The 22704-nt window shown below is 30.8% G+C and carries 23 protein-coding genes; 15 read left to right on the forward strand and 8 right to left on the reverse strand.

The genetic code is table 11. The features are described from left to right. Nucleotides 1-352: 352 nt before the first annotated feature. The 3 genes from MHN29_RS16360 (at nucleotide 353) to arsS (ending at nucleotide 2572) form a co-directional block, all read left to right on the forward strand. Nucleotides 353-1060, forward strand: coding sequence for a DUF547 domain-containing protein (locus tag MHN29_RS16360; RefSeq protein WP_235275583.1), 708 nt, complete (start codon nucleotides 353-355; stop codon nucleotides 1058-1060). 30 nt (nucleotides 1061-1090) lie between these two features. Further along, nucleotides 1091-1426: an arsenosugar biosynthesis-associated peroxidase-like protein gene (locus MHN29_RS16365; protein ID WP_086029663.1), complete on the forward strand. Its 336-nt coding sequence runs from the start codon at nucleotides 1091-1093 to the stop codon at nucleotides 1424-1426. Between the two features lie 93 nt (nucleotides 1427-1519). Next, nucleotides 1520-2572, forward strand: a complete 1053-nt coding sequence (gene arsS / locus MHN29_RS16370; RefSeq protein WP_235275584.1) for an arsenosugar biosynthesis radical SAM (seleno)protein ArsS — start codon at nucleotides 1520-1522, stop codon at nucleotides 2570-2572. A gap of 40 nt (nucleotides 2573-2612) precedes the next feature. Here the strand turns inward: arsS and MHN29_RS16375 are convergent, their stop codons facing one another. After that, nucleotides 2613-2768 carry a hypothetical protein gene (locus MHN29_RS16375; protein ID WP_235275585.1) on the reverse strand — a complete coding sequence of 52 codons (156 nt, stop codon included), beginning with the start codon at nucleotides 2766-2768 and terminating at the stop codon, nucleotides 2613-2615. Between the two features lie 65 nt (nucleotides 2769-2833). Here MHN29_RS16375 and MHN29_RS16380 point away from each other — a divergent pair, with 65 nt between their 5' ends. From MHN29_RS16380 to MHN29_RS16415, 8 genes are all read left to right on the forward strand, one after another. Further along, entirely contained in the window at nucleotides 2834-3289 is a 456-nt protein-coding gene (locus MHN29_RS16380; RefSeq protein WP_235275586.1) for a rhodanese-like domain-containing protein, read from the forward strand. Continuing rightward, entirely contained in the window at nucleotides 3282-3881 is a 600-nt protein-coding gene (locus MHN29_RS16385) for a TIGR04282 family arsenosugar biosynthesis glycosyltransferase (RefSeq protein WP_235275587.1), read from the forward strand. The genes MHN29_RS16380 and MHN29_RS16385 overlap by 8 nt, the downstream gene beginning before the upstream one ends. A gap of 63 nt (nucleotides 3882-3944) precedes the next feature. Beyond that, nucleotides 3945-4766, forward strand: coding sequence for a purine-nucleoside phosphorylase (locus MHN29_RS16390; protein ID WP_235275588.1), 822 nt, complete (start codon nucleotides 3945-3947; stop codon nucleotides 4764-4766). Further along, complete coding sequence (locus MHN29_RS16395) at nucleotides 4766-5194, forward strand: DoxX family membrane protein (RefSeq protein WP_235275589.1); 429 nt, start codon at nucleotides 4766-4768, stop codon at nucleotides 5192-5194. The genes MHN29_RS16390 and MHN29_RS16395 overlap by 1 nt, the downstream gene beginning before the upstream one ends. Continuing rightward, complete coding sequence (gene arsM, locus MHN29_RS16400) at nucleotides 5191-6159, forward strand: arsenosugar biosynthesis arsenite methyltransferase ArsM (protein ID WP_235275590.1); 969 nt, start codon at nucleotides 5191-5193, stop codon at nucleotides 6157-6159. The genes MHN29_RS16395 and arsM overlap by 4 nt, the downstream gene beginning before the upstream one ends. Before the next feature lie 123 nt (nucleotides 6160-6282). Next, nucleotides 6283-6642, forward strand: coding sequence for an RDD family protein (locus tag MHN29_RS16405; protein ID WP_235275591.1), 360 nt, complete (start codon nucleotides 6283-6285; stop codon nucleotides 6640-6642). 127 nt (nucleotides 6643-6769) lie between these two features. Further along, on the forward strand, nucleotides 6770-7492 hold the full coding sequence (locus MHN29_RS16410; RefSeq protein ID WP_235275592.1) for a hypothetical protein: 723 nt from the start codon (nucleotides 6770-6772) through the stop codon (nucleotides 7490-7492). Between the two features lie 90 nt (nucleotides 7493-7582). Beyond that, the gene (locus MHN29_RS16415) at nucleotides 7583-10993 is read left to right on the forward strand and encodes a T9SS type B sorting domain-containing protein (RefSeq protein WP_235275593.1); all 3411 of its coding nucleotides are present in this window, start codon (nucleotides 7583-7585) and stop codon (nucleotides 10991-10993) included. Nucleotides 10994-11010: 17 nt separating this feature from the next. Here MHN29_RS16415 and radA read toward each other — a convergent pair whose 3' ends face one another. The 5 genes from radA to panC form a co-directional block, all read right to left on the reverse strand. Further along, nucleotides 11011-12372, reverse strand: a complete 1362-nt coding sequence (radA, locus tag MHN29_RS16420) for a DNA repair protein RadA (RefSeq protein WP_235275594.1) — start codon at nucleotides 12370-12372, stop codon at nucleotides 11011-11013. A 75-nt stretch (nucleotides 12373-12447) separates the two neighbouring features. After that, nucleotides 12448-12849, reverse strand: a complete 402-nt coding sequence (locus tag MHN29_RS16425; protein WP_235275595.1) for a hypothetical protein — start codon at nucleotides 12847-12849, stop codon at nucleotides 12448-12450. Nucleotides 12850-12919: 70 nt separating this feature from the next. Further along, the gene (locus MHN29_RS16430; protein ID WP_235276266.1) at nucleotides 12920-13831 is read right to left on the reverse strand and encodes a lysylphosphatidylglycerol synthase transmembrane domain-containing protein; all 912 of its coding nucleotides are present in this window, start codon (nucleotides 13829-13831) and stop codon (nucleotides 12920-12922) included. Between the two features lie 32 nt (nucleotides 13832-13863). Further along, complete coding sequence (gene panD, locus MHN29_RS16435) at nucleotides 13864-14214, reverse strand: aspartate 1-decarboxylase (protein WP_101903293.1); 351 nt, start codon at nucleotides 14212-14214, stop codon at nucleotides 13864-13866. A gap of 50 nt (nucleotides 14215-14264) precedes the next feature. Continuing rightward, nucleotides 14265-15110 carry a pantoate--beta-alanine ligase gene (gene panC, locus MHN29_RS16440; RefSeq protein WP_235275597.1) on the reverse strand — a complete coding sequence of 282 codons (846 nt, stop codon included), beginning with the start codon at nucleotides 15108-15110 and terminating at the stop codon, nucleotides 14265-14267. A gap of 96 nt (nucleotides 15111-15206) precedes the next feature. On the opposite strand from panC, the gene MHN29_RS16445 reads away from it, so the two are divergent. Genes MHN29_RS16445 through glmS form a run of 3 tightly spaced genes read left to right on the forward strand, consistent with a single transcriptional unit; the run spans nucleotide 15207 to nucleotide 19472 of the window. Next, nucleotides 15207-16025: a glycogen/starch synthase gene (locus MHN29_RS16445; RefSeq protein ID WP_235275598.1), complete on the forward strand. Its 819-nt coding sequence runs from the start codon at nucleotides 15207-15209 to the stop codon at nucleotides 16023-16025. A gap of 8 nt (nucleotides 16026-16033) precedes the next feature. Further along, the gene (locus tag MHN29_RS16450; protein WP_235275599.1) at nucleotides 16034-17605 is read left to right on the forward strand and encodes a DUF4270 family protein; all 1572 of its coding nucleotides are present in this window, start codon (nucleotides 16034-16036) and stop codon (nucleotides 17603-17605) included. A 10-nt stretch (nucleotides 17606-17615) separates the two neighbouring features. Further along, nucleotides 17616-19472 carry a glutamine--fructose-6-phosphate transaminase (isomerizing) gene (glmS, locus tag MHN29_RS16455; RefSeq protein ID WP_235275600.1) on the forward strand — a complete coding sequence of 619 codons (1857 nt, stop codon included), beginning with the start codon at nucleotides 17616-17618 and terminating at the stop codon, nucleotides 19470-19472. Nucleotides 19473-19527: 55 nt separating this feature from the next. On the opposite strand, the gene MHN29_RS16460 is transcribed toward glmS, so the two are convergent. Further along, nucleotides 19528-20487, reverse strand: a complete 960-nt coding sequence (locus MHN29_RS16460) for an endonuclease/exonuclease/phosphatase family protein (RefSeq protein WP_235275601.1) — start codon at nucleotides 20485-20487, stop codon at nucleotides 19528-19530. A 331-nt stretch (nucleotides 20488-20818) separates the two neighbouring features. On the opposite strand from MHN29_RS16460, the gene MHN29_RS16465 reads away from it, so the two are divergent. Beyond that, on the forward strand, nucleotides 20819-21145 hold the full coding sequence (locus tag MHN29_RS16465) for a hypothetical protein (RefSeq protein ID WP_235275602.1): 327 nt from the start codon (nucleotides 20819-20821) through the stop codon (nucleotides 21143-21145). 83 nt (nucleotides 21146-21228) lie between these two features. Here MHN29_RS16465 and gdhA read toward each other — a convergent pair whose 3' ends face one another. Then, a complete protein-coding gene (gene gdhA / locus MHN29_RS16470; RefSeq protein WP_150899410.1) occupies nucleotides 21229-22572 on the reverse strand; it encodes an NADP-specific glutamate dehydrogenase in 1344 nt (447 codons plus the stop codon). Between the last annotated feature and the right edge of the window lie 132 nt (nucleotides 22573-22704).

The raw sequence follows: 22704 nt of genomic DNA on the forward strand, positions 1-22704 counted from the left end.
TTTTCAATAATTCAAACTTTATTCTTTATAACTAATAGCATCTTTAACTTTTAAACAAATTAACAATACTATAGAACTGATTAAAATTTTTATTATACATTAAGACCTATGAAAAATCTTCATTTATTCATAATTACAAAGAGCACTATAAAACTCTAATAATTATTTTTTATAATTTACTGTTAAAAATCTGCAATTTTTCTACTTAGATCGGCAAATGTATAACCTTTATTTTTATCATACAAAAACTACAGGTTTTAAAAACATGAAATAATATTTTACTAAAACTAAGCTTTCCTTGTAATGTCTTACACAAATCAACGTCTAAACAGACAGTTTAAAACAAATAAGCATGAAAAATTTATTTCTAATGTTAAGTTTATCTTTTTTCTTAACCTCTTATAGCCAAACATCTACTTTCGATTCTCTATTAAAAAAACACGTAAGTACTAAAGGAAATGTAAACTATAAAGCATTCAAAAAAGACGAAGCTAAATTGCAAACTTACCTAGATTATTTAGCAAAAACCTCTCCTAAAAAATCATGGTCTGCAGCAAAAACAAAAGCTTTTTGGGTAAATGCTTATAATGCCTATACTATTAAATTAATTTTAGACAACTACCCTTTAAAAAGCATTTTAAAAATAAAAAAGAAAGGAAAAGATGCTTGGAGCATTCCTTTTGCAAAAGTTGGAGGTAAATCTTACACACTAAACCATATTGAACACGAAATTTTACGTAAAGATTATAACGACCCTAAAATACATGTAGGTGTAAATTGTGCTTCGGGTTCTTGTCCTCAATTAGGAAATTTTGCTTTTACAGAAGCTAATTATGAAGCTAAAACCAAAGATTTAATGAAGAAATTCATTAATGACACCAATAGAAATAAGATTAGTAAAAATAAAGTTGAGCTTTCTAAAATATTTGAATGGTTTAAAGGTGATTTTACTAAAAAAGGATCATTAATTGATTTCCTAAACAAATATTCAAACACCAAGATAGATCCTAAAGCCAAGGTTCGGTTCTTAGAATATGATTGGAGTTTAAACGGAAAGTAGTATTTTTATTTTTCAACTTAAAATAAACATATGTCTAAAACATATTATGATCCGGCTGACTTACGTAAGTTTGGAAAAATAACAGAATGGAGTGAAGAACTTGGAAACAAGTTCTTCGATTATTATGGTAAAGTATTTGAAGAAGGAGCTTTAACCGCAAGAGAAAAAAGTTTAATCGCTTTGGCTGTAGCACATACAGAGCAATGCCCATACTGTATAGATGCCTATACAAAAGATGGTTTACAACGTGGTATTACCAAAGAAGAAATGATGGAAGCCATTCATGTAGGAGCCGCTATAAAAAGTGGTGCTACTTTGGTACACGGAGTTCAAATGATGAACAAGGTGAATAAATTAGAAATGTAATTATCCCTTCTTCAAAAAATATTTCCTCGAGCGCAGTCGAGAGATACGACTTAGGTCTCGACTGCGCTCGACCTGATAGAATAATGTATACAAATGAAGAAATCGCTTTTAGCAAGAAATAATGATTTAGCAAACACTCAACGTCAGTTAGAGATTTTATCAAATGGAATTTTCGCTGATGGAGAGTTACCAACATTTGCTAAAAAAATAAAAGAAACAAATCAGTTTCCACTACGTCCTAATAAGTTAGAAATCTTACAAATTAATTTAGGATATATGTGTAATCAGGTTTGTGCGCATTGTCATGTTGATGCTGGTCCTGATCGTAAAGAAATTATGACCAAAGAAACCATGCAACAATGTTTAGATGTTATAAAAACTACTGGTGCTCATACGTTAGATTTAACTGGAGGTGCCCCTGAAATGAACCCTAATTTTAGATGGTTTGTTGAAGAAGCTTCAAAAGCTGGAATTAAAGATTTTATTGTACGTTCTAACCTAACTATTATTAGAGCCAATAAAAAGTTTTACGACTTACCTGATTTCTTTAAAAAACATAACGTTCACGTAGTATCTTCAATGCCACATTGGACTCGTGGAAAAACTGATAAACAACGTGGTGATGGTGTTTTTGACAAATCGATAAAAGCCCTTCAAATGTTAAATGATGTTGGTTATGGTATTGAAGGAACTAACTTAAAACTCGATTTAGTATACAATCCTTCTGGAGCATTTTTACCTGGAGACCAAGCTGCTTTAGAGTCTGACTTTAAAAAAGCTTTAAAAGAAGATTTCAACATTGATTTTAACAGCTTATTCGCCATTACAAATCTACCTATTAGTAGATTTTTAGATTATTTAATTGCTTCTGAAAACTATGAAGATTATATGTATGCTTTAGTAGAAGCATATAATCCTATGGCTGTAGAAAATGTAATGTGTACCAATACATTATCTGTAAGTTGGGATGGTTATTTATATGATTGCGATTTTAATCAAATGCTAAATTTAAAAGTAGACAGCAAAGTAAAACATATTTCAGAATACAACGAAGAGCTTATTCAAAACAGAAATATTATTATTAATCAACATTGCTACGGATGTACTGCTGGCGCAGGAAGTAGTTGTCAAGGTACTGTTGCTTAACATATAAAAAAGTTCCCTTAACAGGGAACTTTTCATCATTTTAAATATTTTCAAAACAAGGCTCTTCTATAGTTCTTGTTGATCCATCTGGTAAAGTATAGGTTGTTGTTTTACCTTTGCAAGGAACTTCTTCTTCGCAAGACTGTAATGTAAAGACAACCAATAATAAAAATAATGTTTTTAAAGTTTTTTTCATATCAATTTCAGTTTTTAAAAGCAGCAAATGTAAAGCATACTTTATTATTCTGCCTGTTATTTTCAATGAATTGTTTCTCTCAACAAAACTTAAAGCAACTATTAAAAAAGCACAATACTGAAAGCATTCCTTATATTTCTGTAAGTGACTTAGCCAAAGACCAAGAAGCAATTTTACTAGACGCTCGTGAACCTAAAGAATTTGCTGTAAGCCATCTTAAAAATGCTATTTGTGTTGGATATGACTTTTTTAACTTAGAAAACACCTTAAAAAAGCTTCCAGAAAACAAAAACACTAAAATCGTAGTATACTGCTCACTTGGAATTCGTTCTGAAGATATTGCCGAAAAGCTACGTAATGCTGGTTTTTCAAATATTTATAATTTATACGGTGGTATTTTTGAATGGAAAAACCAAAATAACACTGTTGTTAACAAAGAAAATAAACCTACTACAAAAATCCACGCCTTCAATAAAGAATGGGGAAAGTGGTTACATAAAGGAGAAAAAATTTATGAGTAAAAACTTACTACTAATCTTCACTAGAAACCCAGAACTAGGAAAAGTTAAAACACGTTTAGCAAAAACAACAGGTGATGAATCTGCATTAAACATTTATAAATTCTTGCTAAACCATACTAAAGAGGTCACACAAGATTTAAACTGCGATAAAGCCGTCTATTATTCAGTAAAAGTTAGAAACAATGATATTTGGGATGCTTCGAATTATCAAAAACATCAACAAAATGGTGATGATTTAGGTATACGAATGAAGAACGCTTTTCAAGAAGCTTTCGAAAAAAACTATGAAAAGGTTTTAATCATTGGAAGCGATTTATACGATTTAAATCCAAATCATATTAATGAAGCCTTTGAAAAATTAAATTCAAATGATGTTGTTATAGGCCCTGCCGAAGATGGTGGTTACTATCTTTTAGGAATGAAAGAACTACATTCAGAAGTATTTAAAAACAAAGCTTGGGGTACTTCTACCGTAAGACAAGACACTTTAAACGATTTACAAAACGTTTCAGTACATTTGTTAGAAACCTTAAACGATGTAGATGTTTTTGACGATATTAAAGATAATCCTGCATTCGAACAATTTTTATAAAAACTATTTCGAACAGTATAAAAGAAATACTTTGTACATCGTAACGACAAACACAAAATCAAAATGCTAAAAAAACAATTAGACTTACAAGAAACGCAAGAGTTTCTTCAAAATAAAGGAATAACAAACCCACAAATAGGAATTGTATTAGGTACTGGTTTAGGTAAACTAGTAGATAAAATTGAAATAGAGCATGAAGTTCCTTATTCAGAAATCCCACACTTTCCTCAAGCTACTGTTGAGTTTCACTCAGGAAAATTAATTTATGGTGATTTATCTGGAAAAAAAGTATTGGTTATGTCTGGACGTTTCCATGTATACGAAGGTTATAACTTATGGGAAGTAACTTATGGTATTCGTACAATGCATGCTTTAGGAATTCAAACTTTACTAGTTTCAAATGCTGCTGGAGCCGTTAATCTTTCTTATAAAAAAGGAGATTTAATGTTACTTGAAGATCATATCAATTTACAAGGAGGATCGCCATTAGCTTTTAAAGGAGCTAACGAGTTTGGAAATATTTTTGCTGACATGCTAGAGCCGTATTCAAAAAAAATTAATGCTTTACTGAAAGATATCGCAAAAACTAACGACATACAATTGCATGAAGGTACATATGCTAGTGTTGTAGGCCCTCAATTAGAAACCAGAGCTGAATATAGAATGTTACAAATATTAGAAGCTGACGCTGTTGGTATGAGTACAGTTCCTGAAGTAATTGTAGCTAAACAACTAGACTTGCCTTGTGCAGCAATTTCTGTATTGACTGATGAGTGTGATCCTAAAAATTTACAACCTGTTGATATTGCAGAAATTATTGTAATAGCTGGGCAAGCAGAACCTAAGATGATTACCTTATTTAAAGAATTAGTTAAAAACATTTAATGCAAAAAAACAAACAAATAGCAATAACAACCATCCGTTTGATTCTTGGATTCATTTTCTTTTTTCAAGGATTTGGCAAAGTGTTTAAATTTGGATTAGACGCAGTTTATAAAAACTTTTTCTTAGCTAGTTATGGCGATTTATTTCCAGATTTTTTATTGTTATTTACAGCATATTATACTTCTATTATTGAATTAATTGCTGGTTTTTTGTTAGTAATTGGTTTTAAAAGAGACTATGCCTTATATGCTTTAGCTAGTGTTTTAGTTATCGTAACAATTGGACATGGATTAAAGGAACCTATTTGGGACTTATCGCATGTAATGTACAGAACTATACTTTTAGTAAGTTTATTAATACTACCCCGTGAATTAGATATTTTTTCTGTTGATGCATTTATCAACACTAAATCAAAAAAACAAAAATGAGTTATTTAGATACAACACATAATGTATACAAAGAAGCTGCACTAACACCTGATGTTGGTTTATGCTGTACTACCAATCCAATATGGGAATTACCTGGATTAAAAATCCCACGTATTATGCAAGAAATGAACTATGGCTGTGGTTCTACAGTACATGCACGTGATTTAACTAATAATCCTAAAATGTTATACGTAGGAGTTGGTGGTGGAATGGAACTATTACAGTTTTCTTATTTCAACAGAAACAAAGGTGGTGTTATAGGATTAGATGTAGTAGATGAAATGCTTGAAGCATCTCGCAAAAACTTTAAAGTTGCCGAAGAACAAAACGATTGGTTTAAAAGTGAGTTTGTTGATTTACGTAAAGGAGACGCCTTAAATCTACCAGTAGAAGACAACTCTATCGATGTAGCTGCACAAAACTGCTTATTTAATATCTTTAAAACTGAAGATTTAAAGAAAGCTATTGCTGAAATGTATCGTGTTTTAAAACCACACGGGCGTTTAGTAATGAGTGACCCTACATGTGAGCAACCTATGAACGAAACTTTACGTAACGACGAGCGTTTACGTGCCCTTTGTTTAAGTGGAAGCTTACCTATTGCTGAATATGTAAAAATGTTGACTGATGCAGGTTTTGGAACTATTGAAATTAGAGCAAGAAAACCTTATAGAATTTTAGACCCAAAGAATTACCCAACTAATGAGTTAATTTACATTGAATCTATTGAAGTAGCTGCTATCAAAGATCCAATGCCAGAAGATGGCCCTTGTGTATTTACAGGAAAAGCTGCTATTTATTACGGTGATGAAGATTATTTTGATGATGGAGCTGGACATACATTATTAAAAAATCAACCATTAGCTATTTGCGATAAAACTGCAGCTGCTTTACAAGCTTTAGGCAGAGATGATATTTATTTCTCAGAATCTACTTATCACTATGATGGTGGCGGATGCTGTTAAGAAACCTTATAATTATAAAAACTCTTACAATGTGTAAGAGTTTTTTTTATTTACAAAATTGAGTTTGATTATTTACCCTGAATCTTATAGTTTAGCGACCAAATAACTAATCATAAAAATGCTATGAAAACAAGTGAGGTTAATAAAGGGACACGGATAATAAATTTTGTAATTGATACTCTAGCCATAAGCTTTATTAGTCTTATTTTATACAGTGGACTTTATTCCTTCTTTTATACAGAATTATACTACCTAGTCTTTATATTTTACTATTTCATTTTTGAATATTTCTTAGGCCAAACATTGGGTAAAATAATTACAAACACCGTAGTTGTTGATATGACTAATTCTAAACCTGGTATAAGAAAAACTTTATATAGAACTTTATTAAGATTAAATCCTTTTGATGCAATTTCTTATTTATTTGGACTAGAACAAGGCGGACATGATTTAATATCTAAAACCCGACTAAAAAACAAATAATTCTAAGTGTTTTTCATTATTTTTAATACAAAATCATTACTCAATGAAATGCATACAGTTTTTTGATTTTGAAGATTTTAATTGACTACCTCCATTTATAAGAAGTAGTATTACCAACTTATTAGCGTTGCTACTAAAAATATTAAAAACAAAAGATGTTGTTGCAACTCTTATTATAAATATTAAAAAGCAATATGATTTCAAACAAATTGTTGATTTAGGCTCAGGGTCTGGCGGGGTTATGCTAGACGTTATTCAAGAAATCAATAAAACAGAAGAAAAACCTACAAACTTACTACTTACCGATTTATACCCCAATCCATCAGTGGTAAACCGTATTAATAACACTACTATTGAAAATGTACATTATCAACAAAAATCTTTAAATGCAACCGATTTTAAAGATGCTTCTAGTGGATTAAAAACTATGATGAATAGCTTTCATCATATGTCCCCAAAAAACGCTCAAAAAATTCTGCAAACAGCTCAAGAAAACAAACAACCTCTTTTAATTTATGAAATGGGAGAAAACAATATCCCTACCTTACTTTGGTGGTTATTGCTACCTATTTCAATGGTCATTTTAATAATTATGGTTCTTTTTATGACTCCATTCACAAAAGGAGTTACCATAAAACAAATTATTTTCACATATCTAATTCCAATCGTCCCGTTTATATATGCTTGGGACGGACAAGCATCTTTAGTAAGAATGTATACTTTTGAAGATATTCAAAATTACTTATTAAGAAACATAAAAGACAATTCTTACACTTGGACTATTGACCATGCTAAAAACGAAAAAGGTAAGAAACAAGGGTATTATCTTTTGGGATTACCTAATAATTAAAAAACTTAACTTGATTCTAAAAAGTTTCCTTTTTTATTACTAATATTAATTCTTTGTTTTAACTTCGCTTTACATTGCTATCTACTTTTTATGAAATCGAAACTTTATTTATTGTTATTATTATTATCTACTTTTTCATATTCACAATGTTTTGACTGTGGAACTAACATTGGTGAATGGACAGATGATTATGTAGAGGATATTGACAAAACTTCAGATGGTGTTGTTCTAACTACTCTTCAAAGAAATTTTTATTCAGGAATAATTTACAAATTTGACAATAATTGCAATTTAGTTTGGTCTTTTAATAAGCTTCAATTTGCAGCGATACATAAAACCACTATTGATAATAATAACAATGTTTTTTCGTTAGTTTCTAATAAACTTGAAACATCTGTTGATGGAATATTAATTTATAAAGGAATGAACCTTGTCAAAATTAGCTCTAACGGTGAACTTCTTTGGAGTAAAAAATTAGGAGGACAAGTAATTGGCGCTCGAATTCATTATTCTAATGATCACCTTATTATTCATGGTCGCTTTTTATCCACCTTTAAAATTAATAATGAGATAACTTTAACTAGTAACGGAGGAGAAAATCATTATTTAGCAAAATTTAAAACAAATGGAAATTTAGTAAACGCTATTAGCTATGGCAAAAATAATTCAACGGAAATACCTTTAGATTCTGATATTGATACAGATGGAAATTTATATTTAACAGGAAGATACGATGATAGTGCTTATTTAATTAAATTTGATTTTGACCTCACAGAAGTTTGGAAAAAAGAAATCTCCAACAGGAATAATAATGGTCTTTTTTATCCTTCTAATGTTTTTTTTAATAAATTAAACAATAAAATATATGTTTGGGGTAATTATTTCGAATCAGCAAATTTATTAAACTACAATTACACCCGAAACCCTGAGTGTGTGTATGGGAAAAATAGTATTCTTGGGGAATTTGATGCTAAAAATGGAGAGCTTAACAATTCTACATCCTTCAATAACTGTTCGATTCTAGAGTTACCAACCGTTTCAGGAAATTGGAGAGATGACAATGTCAGCAACGGTTATATGGCATCAAAAGACAATGAATTATATGTTTTAAGCAGTTTTAGAAAAAACAAACTAGAATTTAGCAATAATATAGTAACATCTACTTTTACAGGGGCTGTATACCACGAAGATTTAATTTTATTTAAAGTTAATTTAGATGATTTCTCTACAGAATCAATTCTACAAACAAAAGGCGAAAATAATTTTTCAAACCCATATATTACATATAGAGATGGGCCTGGTCCTATTTTAATTAATAAAGATGACATATATCTTACTTCTTTTTTTCAAAGCTTACCCTTATATATTAACAATACTGTTATCAATAATAATAGCGGGAATATGGATACTGATATTTTGTTTTATAAATACTCTTTAGATAAATCTTCAATCGTAGCAGAAATAGACTATAATAACACTTGTTATTCAGAGACAACAGATTTCTTAATTAATGGAGAATTTGACGCTATTTTATGGGATTTTGATGACCCTACAACTGGAACTAACAACACATCAACGCTTAAGAATCCTAATCATATATTTTCTACAGAAGGTATTTTTAATGTTACAGCTACTGTAACTTGTGGAACACAAACTGAAATTATTTCAACTCAAATAGTAATTTCTTCTACACCTACAATAAATAATCAACTAGATTTATATGCCTGTGAAGATTCTATTGATTCTGGATTTTCTTCTAACTTTAACACCTCTAATGTTCAAAATCAAATAATAGGGAACCAAACCAATGTATCTATAGAGTACTATGACGAAAATGGAGTTCAATTATCGAGCCCTTTACCAAACCCAATGACTAATACAACCCAAAATTCACAACAAATAACCGCTAGGGTTTTCTTTACTAACAACTCTCAATGTTACACCGAAACAACGTTTCAACTACATACACAATCCTTACCTGAATTAAAATCCATAGAAAATATAAATTCTTGTGATATTGGTAGTGGATTTTCTAATTTTGATCTAACAACTATCCAAATCCCAACAAACAGCAATGAAAAATTAGAGTTTTATGATAGTAATTACAATTTAATTAACCATTCTTTATATTCTAATTATATAAATATTGTTCCAAATCAAGATTTAGTTTATGTTAGATTAGTAAACTCGACAACAGATTGTTATTCTGAAAAATCAGTAAGTTTAAAAGTAAACCCTCTTCCAATTGCGAATAACTTAGATGATTTAATTGGCTGTGATGATGATAATGATGGAATTTCCAACTCCTTCAATACATCCAAAGTTGAATCTCAAGTCCTAGGTGGTCAATCTGGAATGACAGTTACTTATTATGACCAAGACAATAACTTATTACCTAGCCCACTACCAAACTCTTATACTAACACAAATCCTTTTAATGAAATTATTCGAGTTAGAGTAACAAACTCGACTACCAAGTGTTTTTCAGAAACATCTTTAAATTTAATTACAAGTACCCAGCCTAAGATTAACAAACCTAACAATGTTTATGCTTGTGATGAAGGAAATGGTTTCTCTGTGTTTAGTATCCCTAATTTGACAACACAAATTATAGGAAATCAACCTAATTTGAAAATCACATATTTTGATGAACAAGGAAATATTTTACCCGATTCATTCCCTTTAAATTTTAAAAACACAGTTCCATACGATCAATTAATTAATGTAAAAGTTGAAAACACATCAAACCCTTCCTGTTTCTCCGAAACAAACTTTCATCTTCTAGTTAATAGAGTACCAACAATAGAACTTCAAAAAGAATACATTATATGCGGACTTCAAAAGTCTTTAACTTTAAATGTTGACACTTCAATGAGTAGTTATCTTTGGACACATGAAGATGGCAGCATCGTTTCCCAATCAAGTGATGCAACTCTAGTAAAAGAGGGGGATTACGTTTTAGAATTTACCAAAACCGAAAACGGGGTTGATTGTAAAAACTATACCCACTTTAAATTAACTCGTTCTGAACTACCTAAAATCTCTAATATCGAAGTTACTGATTTATCTGACAATAATACTTTGGAAATTATCGTAACTGGAGATGGAGTATTTGAATATTCGATAAATGGGCAAGATTTTCAGAGTCATAATGTTTTTGAAAATCTAAAAAATGAAACTTATACTGTTCATGTTAGAGATAAAAACGGATGTGGAGAAGACTCTAAAGAAGTAACGATAATTGATTACCCTAAATTCTTTACTCCCAATAATGATGGCATTAATGATTTTTGGGAAATAAAAGGCTTAAGTAAATTTCCCAACTCGAGAGTTCTTATATTTGATCGCTATGGAAAAGTTTTAGAAAAATTAACAGCAAACAAACAAAAATGGTATGGTTTTTTTAACGGGGCAAAAATGCCTTCAAATGAGTACTGGTTTAATCTAAATCTCGGAAATGGAAAAACTTTCTCTGGACATTTCTCTTTAAGGCGTTCATAATAAAAGCCCCCATATAACTAAGCAAACAACGTAGCAAAAGCCTCTTCTATTTTACTAACCAAAATTAGTTTTATAGAATGGTCTCTACTTGCAATCTTATTATATTTAGAAGTAACAAAAGTTTTATATCCTAATTTTTCAGCCTCTATAATACGCTGGTCTATTTTTGATACGGGTCTAATTTCTCCAGCCAAACCTAACTCTGCAGCAAAACAAACATTTGGATTAATCGCCATATCTTGATTTGATGATAAAATAGCTGCTACTACTGCCAAATCAATCGCAGGATCATCAACATGAATACCTCCAGTTACATTTAAAAAGACATCTTTCGCCCCTAATTTAAAACCTGCTCGTTTTTCTAACACTGCAAGAATCATATGCAATCGTTTTAAATTATATCCTGTAGTGGTTCGCTGAGGTGTTCCATACACCGCTGTAGAAACCAATGCTTGAATCTCGATCATTAACGGTCTAATTCCTTCCAGCGTTGAAGCAATTGCGGTTCCACTTAAATCGGCGTCTTTTTTTGATATTAAAATTTCTGAAGGATTAGATACTTCTCTTAACCCACTAGATAACATTTCGTAAATCCCTAATTCTGCGGTAGACCCAAAACGGTTTTTTTGAGAACGTAAAATTCGATAGGTATGATTTCTATCGCCTTCAAACTGTAATACTACATCAACCATATGCTCTAATATCTTAGGTCCTGCAATATTACCTTCTTTATTTATATGTCCAATTAATAGTACTGGAGTTGAAGTTTCTTTAGCAAACTTTATAAGCTCTGCTGAAGTTTCTCTAATTTGCGAAATACTTCCTGGCGATGCTTCAATAGTATTTGTATGTAATGTTTGGATGGAATCTATTACTAAAACATCTGGCTGAACCTCTTCTATATTTTTAAATATTTGTTGTGTATTTGTTTCTGTAAGAATTAAGCAATTTGAATTGCTTGCCTCTAAACGTTCTGCTCGCATTTTTATTTGCGATTGACTCTCTTCTCCTGAAACGTACAATACTTTTTGAGGAATTTTTAAAGCTATTTGTAATAATAATGTTGATTTTCCTATTCCTGGCTCACCTCCTAACAAAACAACTGCTCCTTTAACAATACCTCCTCCTAAAACCGTATCTAACTCATTATTTTTAGTCTCTACACGTTCTTCAAGATTCAATTGAATATCTTCCACTTTAAGTGGCTTAGAGGTTATTTTTTGTTTGTTTGACGGCGTTTTCCAGCTTCTTTTTTCTTCTTTTTGTATTACTTCTTCAACAATAGTATTCCATTCTTTACAAATATTACATTGCCCTACCCATTGTGCATGCTGCGTTCCACAGTTTTGACAGAAAAAAGTTGTTTTGGTTTTAGCCATTATTGTTTTGTTTATTTAACAAATATATCACAACAATAAAAAACCAGAGTAAATTTACTCTGGTTTTTCTATAACTTATTTACTGTTATGATCATCAATTTCTTTTTGAGTTCTTGTAAACTCTTTCGTTACTTTTATTGGCTCTTGTTGTTGTTTAGAGGTAATAATTAAGGTAAACTTTGTAACTCCTAATCTTGGTCCCCAATGTAAATTTGTTTTACCGTTTTCATTTGTCGCTTTATAACGCTGTGCTTTCTTTTCTACTTCATCAACAACTTCCCACTCATATTCAGCTGTTTTATCATCGCTTGTTCCAATTACTTGAATATCTAATCCTTTAGCCTTCTTAAATTCAATTTTAGCATTTAAAGGGTTATTAGCACTGTTATCTATAGCTAATTCATCGTTATCATTACAAGAAGCTAACAAAGTAACTAACATTAAAACTAAGCTTGATTTTTTAATTATATTCATCATGATTCACTGTTTATTTAAATTATTTTTTAGGTAAACGAATCACGATTAAAAAACCCTACTTATATTTTTTTTATTTTTTATTATAAAGTGGTAAAAGTAAAAATGCTAATCCTCCAAACACAATAATCATTGCTGTTTGAGCAGTCCACATTATCCATCCAAAAGCTGTCGCTGGCTCTTCTGAAACTCCAAATAAAGCCAAAGCTCCTGCTACTGCTACTGGATATAAACCAACACCTCCATTGGTAGCTGCAATACTAAATCCTCCTGCAATAAATCCTATTAATACTCCTCCAAAAGGAACTTGTAAACCTTCAATTGCTGGAATTGTTGCCCAGAACATCATCACATACATTACCCAAATAAATACTGTATGGAAAATAAATGCCCATTTGTGTTTCATTTTAAAAATACTCGTAACACCTTCTACCAAACCAGAGACGAAGCTTTTAATTTTTAAACCAATTCCCGATTGTGCTTTTTTTACATAACGAGTAAAAACAAAACCTCCTAAGACCAATAAAACTAGAAGAACTCCAATTTTTATTGGGTCAAAATTTTTAGTTAAAAGTTCATATATAAAATCAAACTGAACAAACAATGTAATTGTAATAATTAACAACATCATTACAACATCGGCTATTCTTTCTGCTACTATAGTTCCAAAACCCTTTTCAAAAGGAATACCTTCATAATTAGTCATTACAGCAGCTCGAGAAACCTCACCTGCTCTTGGCACTGCATAGTTTACTAAATAAGCTACCAATACTGCCATTGTACTATTTCCAAGATCAGGCTTATAACCTATTGGTTCTAATAAAAATTTCCAACGATAGGCTCTTGATAAATGACTTAAGATTCCAAAAAACAACCCTAAGGCAATCCACCAATAGTTGGCATCTTTAAAATATTGCAATAAAGTATCTATTGATACTTTTGACAATGAATACCAAACTAAAAAACCTCCCAAAACGAGAGGCAATATAACTTTTAAGACTTTTTTTAAATTCAAAATTAAGTAAGGGTATTATCCGCTTCATTAGGGAATACTAAAGATGGCTTAAATTTCTTAGCCTCTTCTAATTCCATGAAAGCATAAACTATTAAAATTAATACGTCTCCTTTGGCTACTTTTCTTGCAGCTGCTCCATTTAACGTAATTTCTCCACTTCCTCTTGGTCCAGGAATAGCATAAGTTTCTAAACGTTCTCCATTATTGTTGTTTACAATTTGAACACGCTCTCCTTCTATAATACCTGCAGCATCCATTAAATCTTCATCAATGGTAATACTTCCTATATAATTTAAATCGGCACCAGTAACTTTTACTCGGTGGATCTTAGATTTTACTACTTGAACTAACATGGCACAAAAATAGTTGTTTTTTGATGATTAATAAGTTGTTTTTGACGAAATTATTTCAGCTTGATATTATCAATCAAACGAATATTTCCTGCAAAAACGGCTATAAAAGCACGATATTTTTTCTTAGGCTCAAAATTCGTCACAGTTTCTAAAGTTTTTTCGTCTGCAATAGTAAAATATTCCAAATCTAATAAAGCTTCTTTTTTAAACTGTTTTTTTACCCATTCCGTTAATTCATTTGCATCTTTTATGCCAAATTTTTTCTTTACTTTTTTTAACGTTTTATAAATAAAAGGAGCTATAATTCTATGTTCTTCTGTTAAACGAGCATTTCTAGAGCTCATTGCCAAACCATCTTTTTCTCTGTAAATATCACAACCTTTAATTTTTACAGGCAAATCATATTTTTTGACTAATTTTTTTATGATTTGTAATTGTTGAAAATCTTTCTTTCCAAAATAAGCTTTATCAGGTGTTACTATTTCAAATAATGCTTTAACTATAGTGCCAACTCCATCAAAATGCCCATCTCTAAACTTACCTTCCATTTGGTGTTCTAATCCATCAAAGTCGAAACTTTCCGATACTATATTTTCCTCATATATTTCTTCTACAGATGGGAAAAAGAGTACATCACAATTTACACTTTCAAGTAATTCAACATCTTTATCAAATGTTTTAGGATATTTTAATAAATCTTCTTTATTATCAAACTGAGTTGGATTAACAAAAATACTTACTACTGAAATATCATTTTTCTTCTTTGCTCTTCTTACAAGAGATAAATGCCCTTCGTGTAAAGCCCCCATTGTAGGTACAAATCCAATTGATTTCTCCTCTGCTTTTTGTTTAGATAAAAAATCTATTAATTCTGATTTTTTTTTGAATATTTTCATTCTTTAATCCTTGGAATACGTGCAAAATTAGCAATTTAACACCATTTTAGCATAAAATTTCGTATTTTTGCACCTTCAATAAAAGAGACAGATTTAATGAAGGATAAGAGAATACTATATGTTTCTTCTGAGGTAACACCTTATTTACCAGAAACAGAATTATCGTCTACTGCATTTAACGTTGCTAAAAATGCACATTCTAAAGGAGTTCAAACTCGTATTTTTATGCCTCGATTTGGGGTTATAAACGAACGAAGACATCAATTACACGAAGTAATTCGTTTGTCGGGTATGAATCTAATTATTAACGACATGGACATGCCTTTAATTATCAAGGTTGCTTCTATTCCAAAAGAAAGAATGCAAGTATACTTCATTGATAATGATGAGTATTTTAAGCGTAAGGCTGTTTATTCTGATGAAGATGATAAGTTATTTGACGATAACGACGAACGTATGATTTTCTTTGCTAAAGGAGTTGTGGAAACAGTTAAAAAATTAAACTGGGCACCAGATATTATCCATGTTCATGGATGGATGGCTTCTTTACTTCCATTATATTTAAGAGAATTTTATAAAGAAGAACCATTGTTTGCAGAAAGTAAGATTGTAACTTCGCTTTACAATAGTAGTTTTGATGGTGAATTAAATGGTGAACTAGCTAATAAGATTCGTTTTGATAAAATTGAAGGAGCAAAAGTATCAACTGTAGAAACACCAAACTATATTAATATTTTAAAAAGCGCTATTGAAAATTCAGATGCTGTTGTAAAAGGTAGCGAAGTTTTACCTGAAGAGATTGAGAGTTTTATTAACGAAAAGGATACAAAAGTCTTAGAATTTCAATCAGAAGAAGCTTTAACTGAAGCCTATTTAGAATTTTATAAAGAGAACGTTTTAGAATTAAGCGAATAATATACAAAATGATTAGAAAAATTGGTGTTTTAGGTATTAGCCTGCTATGTTTTGCGGCTATTATATCGTGTGAAAAAGATTTTAGTGACATTGGTAGTAATGTTGTTAGCAATACTAAGTTTGAAACTGGTGAAATTTTATTGGATGTAGAAATAACTCCTGTAGATATCCAAAGTGTTAGAGCTGATAATATAGCTATTGGTAGACTAGGAGAATATTGGTTAGGTATTTATAAGAATGATAATTACAAAACAGTACAATCTTCTTTTGTTAGTCAATTAACTGCTTTAATAAATCCAAAAACAGCTGATGTAAAAGCTGCAGTTAATGATGGAGAGATTGATTCAATATATACTCTTGATAAGGTAGTACTTAAATTACCTTATACAGCTACAAATATTGGAAAGGAAACAGATGGAAAACCAAAATTCAGATTAGACTCTCTACTTGGTGATCCTGACTTACCTACTCCAGTGCAAGTATATAGAAATGGAACTTATCTAAATACTTTAGATCCAAATAATCCAGCAAATCAAAATAGATTTGAATCAAATCACTCATATATTGAGTCAGAATTGTTAAGCGAAAATTCAAACTTTAGTTTTAAGCCAAGTCCAAAAGACACCATGCTGATTTTAACAAGAAACATAAGCAACGGTAATACTTACAAGGATACAATTAAACTTGACAATAAGGCTCCTTTCTTAACTATCCCTCTAAATACGACTCGTATGAAAGAGCTTTTTTGGGACAAGTTTAAAGACAGTGAATTTTCTACTACTGAGGCTTTTGCTGATTATTTCAGAGGTTTAATCATAAAATCTGAAGGTACAAATGGCTCAATGGTTCCGCTTAACATTTTAGGAACTACGGCTTCAGCTACTCTAGACTTCCATTTCACTATTACTACATTTGAAAAGAAAGATGGTCAAGCTAATTTAGTTCTAAAAGACACTTTACCAAACACGTACTCTTTTGCTTTATCTGGAGTAAGGAATAGTATTTATAAAACAAGTCCAGTAGTAACTCCTGCTCCTGCCAATAATTTTATTATTCAAGGAATGGCTGGTACAGCTGCTAGTGTAAAAATTTTAGATCAAACAAAACTTCAAGATTTAAGAAGCAACAATTGGCTAATAAATGATGCATCATTAACTTTTTACATCAATCAGACTGTAAATACAGATAAAAATATATTACCTCAAAGGTTATTTGTTTATCAAAACATCGATAATGGTAGTGGAGGATTTACCCCTACACAAATATCAGATGCTCATAGAGAAGTTGCATTTTTTGGAGGTAATTTAGAATTGACTGATGATAAACCAGATAAGTATACTTTTAAAATCACTGATTATATTTCTGATTTATTAGACAATACTACAAATGATATTAACCCTTTAACACTAAAAGTTTATAATAATCCAACAGATAATGCATTTGGAAGCAATAATGCATTAGACACAAATGTAAAAACTTACAATTGGAACCCTAGAGGCGTTACATTATTAGATGGAAACGAAACTGCAAATACAACTAGAAGAGCAGTATTAAAAATATCATATTCGAAAGAAAAATAATTAAAGAGTTATGTGTGGAATAACGGGGTATATAGGAGATAGAAACGCTTATCCTATTGTAATAAACGGACTAAAACGTTTAGAATACAGAGGTTACGATAGTGCTGGAATTATGATGTATGATGGTGAAAGTATGCATTTATCTAAAACCAAAGGAAAGGTTGCTGATTTAGAAATTATTACCAACAAAGAAGAAAAAAGAAAAAAAGGAAAAATAGGTATTGGTCATACTCGATGGGCAACTCATGGTGTACCTAACGATGTAAACTCTCACCCTCACTTTTCTGAATCAGGAGATTTAGTAATTGTTCATAATGGAATTATTGAAAATTATGACACAATTAAAAAAGAATTAATTAGTAGAGGATACACTTTTAAAAGTGATACTGACACAGAAGTATTAATAAATTTAATTGAAGAAGTAAAGAAAAATGAAAGTTGTAAATTAGGTAAAGCTGTTCAATTAGCACTTACTAATGTAATTGGAGCTTATGCTATTGCTGTTTTTGACAAAACTAAACCTAATGAATTAGTAGTTGCTCGTTTGGGAAGTCCTATTGCTATAGGTGTTGGTAAAAACAACGAAGAGTTTTTTGTCGCTTCTGATGCCTCACCTTTTATTGAGTATACTAAAGACGCTATCTATTTAGAAGATGGTGAATTAGCTATCATCAAAAAAGATAAAGGAATTAAAGTTCGTAAAATTGATAACGACAAGGAGATTGATGCAAACATTCAGGAACTTCAATTAAGCTTAGAGCAAATTGAAAAAGGTGGATACGATCACTTCATGTTAAAAGAAATATATGAACAACCAAAAGCTATTATAGATACATATAGAGGTAGAATGCTTGCTGATGAAGGTATTATTAGAATGGCTGGTGTTAACGATCATATCTCTAAATTTTTAAATGCAGACAGAATTATCATTATTGCTTGTGGTACGTCTTGGCATGCTGGTTTAGTTGGAGAGTATCTTTTTGAAGATATGGCTCGAATTCCTGTTGAAGTAGAATATGCTTCTGAATTTAGATATAGAAACCCAATTATTACGTCAAAAGATGTTGTAATAGCTATATCACAATCTGGAGAAACTGCCGACACATTAGCTGCTATTAAATTAGCTAAATCTAAAGGAGCATTTGTATTTGGAGTATGTAATGTTGTAGGATCATCTATTGCTAGAGAAACTCATGCTGGAGCTTACACACATGCTGGTCCTGAGATTGGTGTTGCTTCTACTAAAGCGTTTACAACTCAAATAACAGTACTAACATTAATAGCATTAAAACTTGCACAAGCTAAGGGGACTCTATCTACATCTGCTGTAAATAAATATTTACACACAATGCAGCAAATACCTACTCAAGTAGAAAAGCTATTAGAAATAGATTCTAAAGTTCAAAAGATTGCAAATATTTATAAAGATGCAACCAACTGTTTATATTTAGGTAGAGGTTTTAACTTTCCTGTTGCTTTAGAAGGAGCATTGAAATTGAAAGAGATTTCATACATCCACGCAGAAGGGTATCCTGCTGCTGAAATGAAGCACGGACCAATTGCACTTATTGACGAAAATATGCCAATTTTTGTGATTGCTACAAACAAAGGTCATTACGAAAAGGTAGTTAGTAACATTCAAGAGATAAAATCTAGAAGCGGTAAAATTATAGCTATCGTAACTGAAGGAGATGTAACTGTTAAGGAAATTGCAGATCACGTGATCGAAATTCCTGAAACAGAAGAAGCTTTAACTCCTTTATTAACTACTATCCCATTACAGTTATTATCATACCATATTGCTGTAATGTTAGGTAAGAATGTTGATCAACCAAGAAACTTAGCTAAATCTGTTACTGTTGAATAAACAGAAGATTTAATTATAAATAACAAAATCCCGAGAATTCTCTCGGGATTTTTTATTAATCGTCTTTTTCTAAAGTAATATACACTGGAAAATGGTCAGAAAAACCTCCTTTATACCATGGCCCTATATAGGTTCTAAACGGACTTCCTTTATATTTACCTCTATTGGTACGCAACCAATCTTTATTTAAAATTTTAGCCTTTAAAAATGTATGAGGACTCTTTTCTGAATCGAAAAAGTCTCTAGAAAAGATAATCTGATCAAACAAATGCCATTCTCCAGAAAATGTTAACGTTCCCTTTCCTTTTTCAAATAGCGATTTCATTGGATTGTACAAATCATCAGTAACTAAATACTCTTTAATACTCTCACTAGTGGGATCGTCGTTAAAATCGCCCATAACAATGAATTTAGCATCTTTATCATTATGTTTGATTTCTTCTATAACTTCTCTAACTAATTTAGCTGCTTTTATACGATTAGGCCTCGTTTCTTCTTCACCATCTCTACGTGATGGCCAGTGGTTAACTAGAACATAAACTAACTCACCATTTAACCATCCCTTGACAGCTAATACATCACGAGTATAATCAATTTCTCCATCCTCATCTGTTAAATGAAGCGTATGAGTTTCAGAAGAAATCACTTCAAAAAAGTCTTTATGGTAAACCAAAGCTACATCAATACCTCTTTCATCAGGAGAATCGTAATGTACAAAATCGTAATTGTATACTGATAGATTCTTGTGTTTAATTAGATCTTTTACCACTCTACTATTCTCAACCTCAACTAAACCAACTAAAGCTGGAGGATAAGCTGATTCTTTACTACCTAATTGGCTAATAACAGATGATATCTTCTTTATTTTATGATAGTATTTTTTTTCATTCCATCTTCTTTTACTTAATGGTGTGTAATCATCATCGGCAATAAATGGATCGTTTACAGTATCAAATAAATTCTCTACATTATAAAAAGCAATTGTATGTACCTTTTTTCTCTTTTTAAGTGACATTTACTAATAATTTATCTTTCGAAAGTACAAAATATACTTCAGCAATAAACATAAAGCTAAACTTGAATTTTTACGACTTTATGATAAAACACTTTTAAAATATCAAATTCATTAAAAAAAAGAAAGCTATAATATTATCAATGCAATTTTTTCTTTCAAAGAAATACAATTATTCAATATTATCTAAATGTAAATTATTGTAAAAACAGTTATTTTTTAACTAAAAAAACATCATTTACTAACGAACAAAAAAGGACTCAAACAGCTAATTACCAGTACTTTTACAATAGTTAAATTAAACACAACCATAACTAAATTAAAACCCTAAAAAATGAAAAAGCTATTTGTATTAGTATTTGTTACTTTAATCAGTACTTCGGTATTCTCAACAAATGAGAACCCTAACAAAAAAGAAATTAGAGCCAAAATCGTTACACTACTAGGAAGTCCAAACTTCGTTATTAACAATGAAGTAAAAACGATTGTAGAATTTACACTTAATAATAAAGGTGAGATTGTTATTTTAAATGTAGATTGTGAAAAAACACAAATATGTGATTATATAAAGAGTAGATTGAATTATAAAAAAGTTTATAATGCATTCATTCAATCTTCTAACGATGTGTATAAAATCCCTTTAACTATTAGAAACAAGTAAGAAGAAAAAACAATCTCTCAAACAAAACAAAAACCTCATAGAAAATCTATGAGGTTTTTTATTATATATAAGTTATATAAGAATTATACAACTCCTTGATCTAACATTGCATCAGCTACTTTTACAAAACCAGCTACGTTAGCACCTTTTACATAATCAACATATCCACCTTCTTGTGTACCATATTTTACACAAGCTTCGTGAATACTATTCATAATACCATGTAATTTGCTATCTACCTCTTCTCTAGTCCAAGATAAACGTAATGAGTTTTGAGACATTTCTAAACCAGAAGTTGCAACACCTCCTGCATTAGAAGCTTTTCCTGGAGCAAATAAAATTTTAGCTTCTTGGAATACTTCGATAGCCTCTGGAGTAGATGGCATATTTGCACCTTCAGATACACATATACATCCATTCTCAACTAATACTTTAGCCTCTTCTCCGTTTAACTCATTTTGAGTTGCACATGGTAAAGCGATATCAGCTTTTACTTCCCATGGGCGCTTTCCTTCGAAGAACTTAGCATTTGGATATTGATTTACGTATTCAGAAATTCTTCCTCTCTTTACGTTTTTTAATTCCATTACAAATGCTAACTTATCAGCATCAATACCATCTTCATCGTAAATGTATCCTTTAGAATCTGATAAAGTAACAACTTTAGCTCCTAACTCAGTAGCTTTTTCACAAGCATATTGAGCTACATTTCCTGAACCAGAAATAGCTACAACTTTACCTTCAAAAGAATCACCTTTAGTTTTTAACATGTTATCAGCAAAGTATACATTTCCGTATCCAGTAGCTTCAGGACGGATTAATGAACCTCCCCAAGTAGCTCCTTTACCAGTTAATACTCCAGTAAATTCGTTACGTAAACGCTTGTACTGTCCGAACATGTATCCAATCTCACGTCCACCAACTCCAATATCTCCAGCAGGAACATCAGTATCAGCTCCAATATGACGAGATAATTCAGTCATGAAAGATTGACAGAATTTCATTACTTCGTTATCTGACTTACCTTTAGGGTTAAAATCAGAACCTCCTTTACCACCACCCATTGGTAATGTAGTTAAAGAGTTTTTGAAAACTTGCTCAAATCCTAAGAATTTTAAGATTGATAAGTTTACAGATGGGTGAAAACGTAAACCTCCTTTATAAGGACCAATAGCAGAGTTAAACTCAACTCTATAACCACGGTTTACTTGTGTTTCTCCATTATCATCTACCCAAGGAACTCTAAACATTAAAACACGCTCTGGCTCAACCATACGCTCTAATAATTTCTTTCCTTGATATTTAGGATTGTTTTCTATAAACGGAATTACAGTTTCTGCTACTTCATGTACAGCTTGCAAAAACTCTGGCTCATATGAATTACGTCCTTTAACGTAATCCATAAATTCATTTATTTTAGATTCCATAAAATTAGTTGTTCTGTTATTATAAATTATAAACAATTTTATCCTGCAAATATAATTAATTTCCAATTCGTTAATTTCTATTTAACGCTTTATTTTATCTAATTCTACAACGATTTCGCAAACACTTTAAAA

This window comes from Tenacibaculum sp. Cn5-46, assembly GCF_022347705.1.
GTDB lineage: Bacteria > Bacteroidota > Bacteroidia > Flavobacteriales > Flavobacteriaceae > Polaribacter > Polaribacter aiptasiae.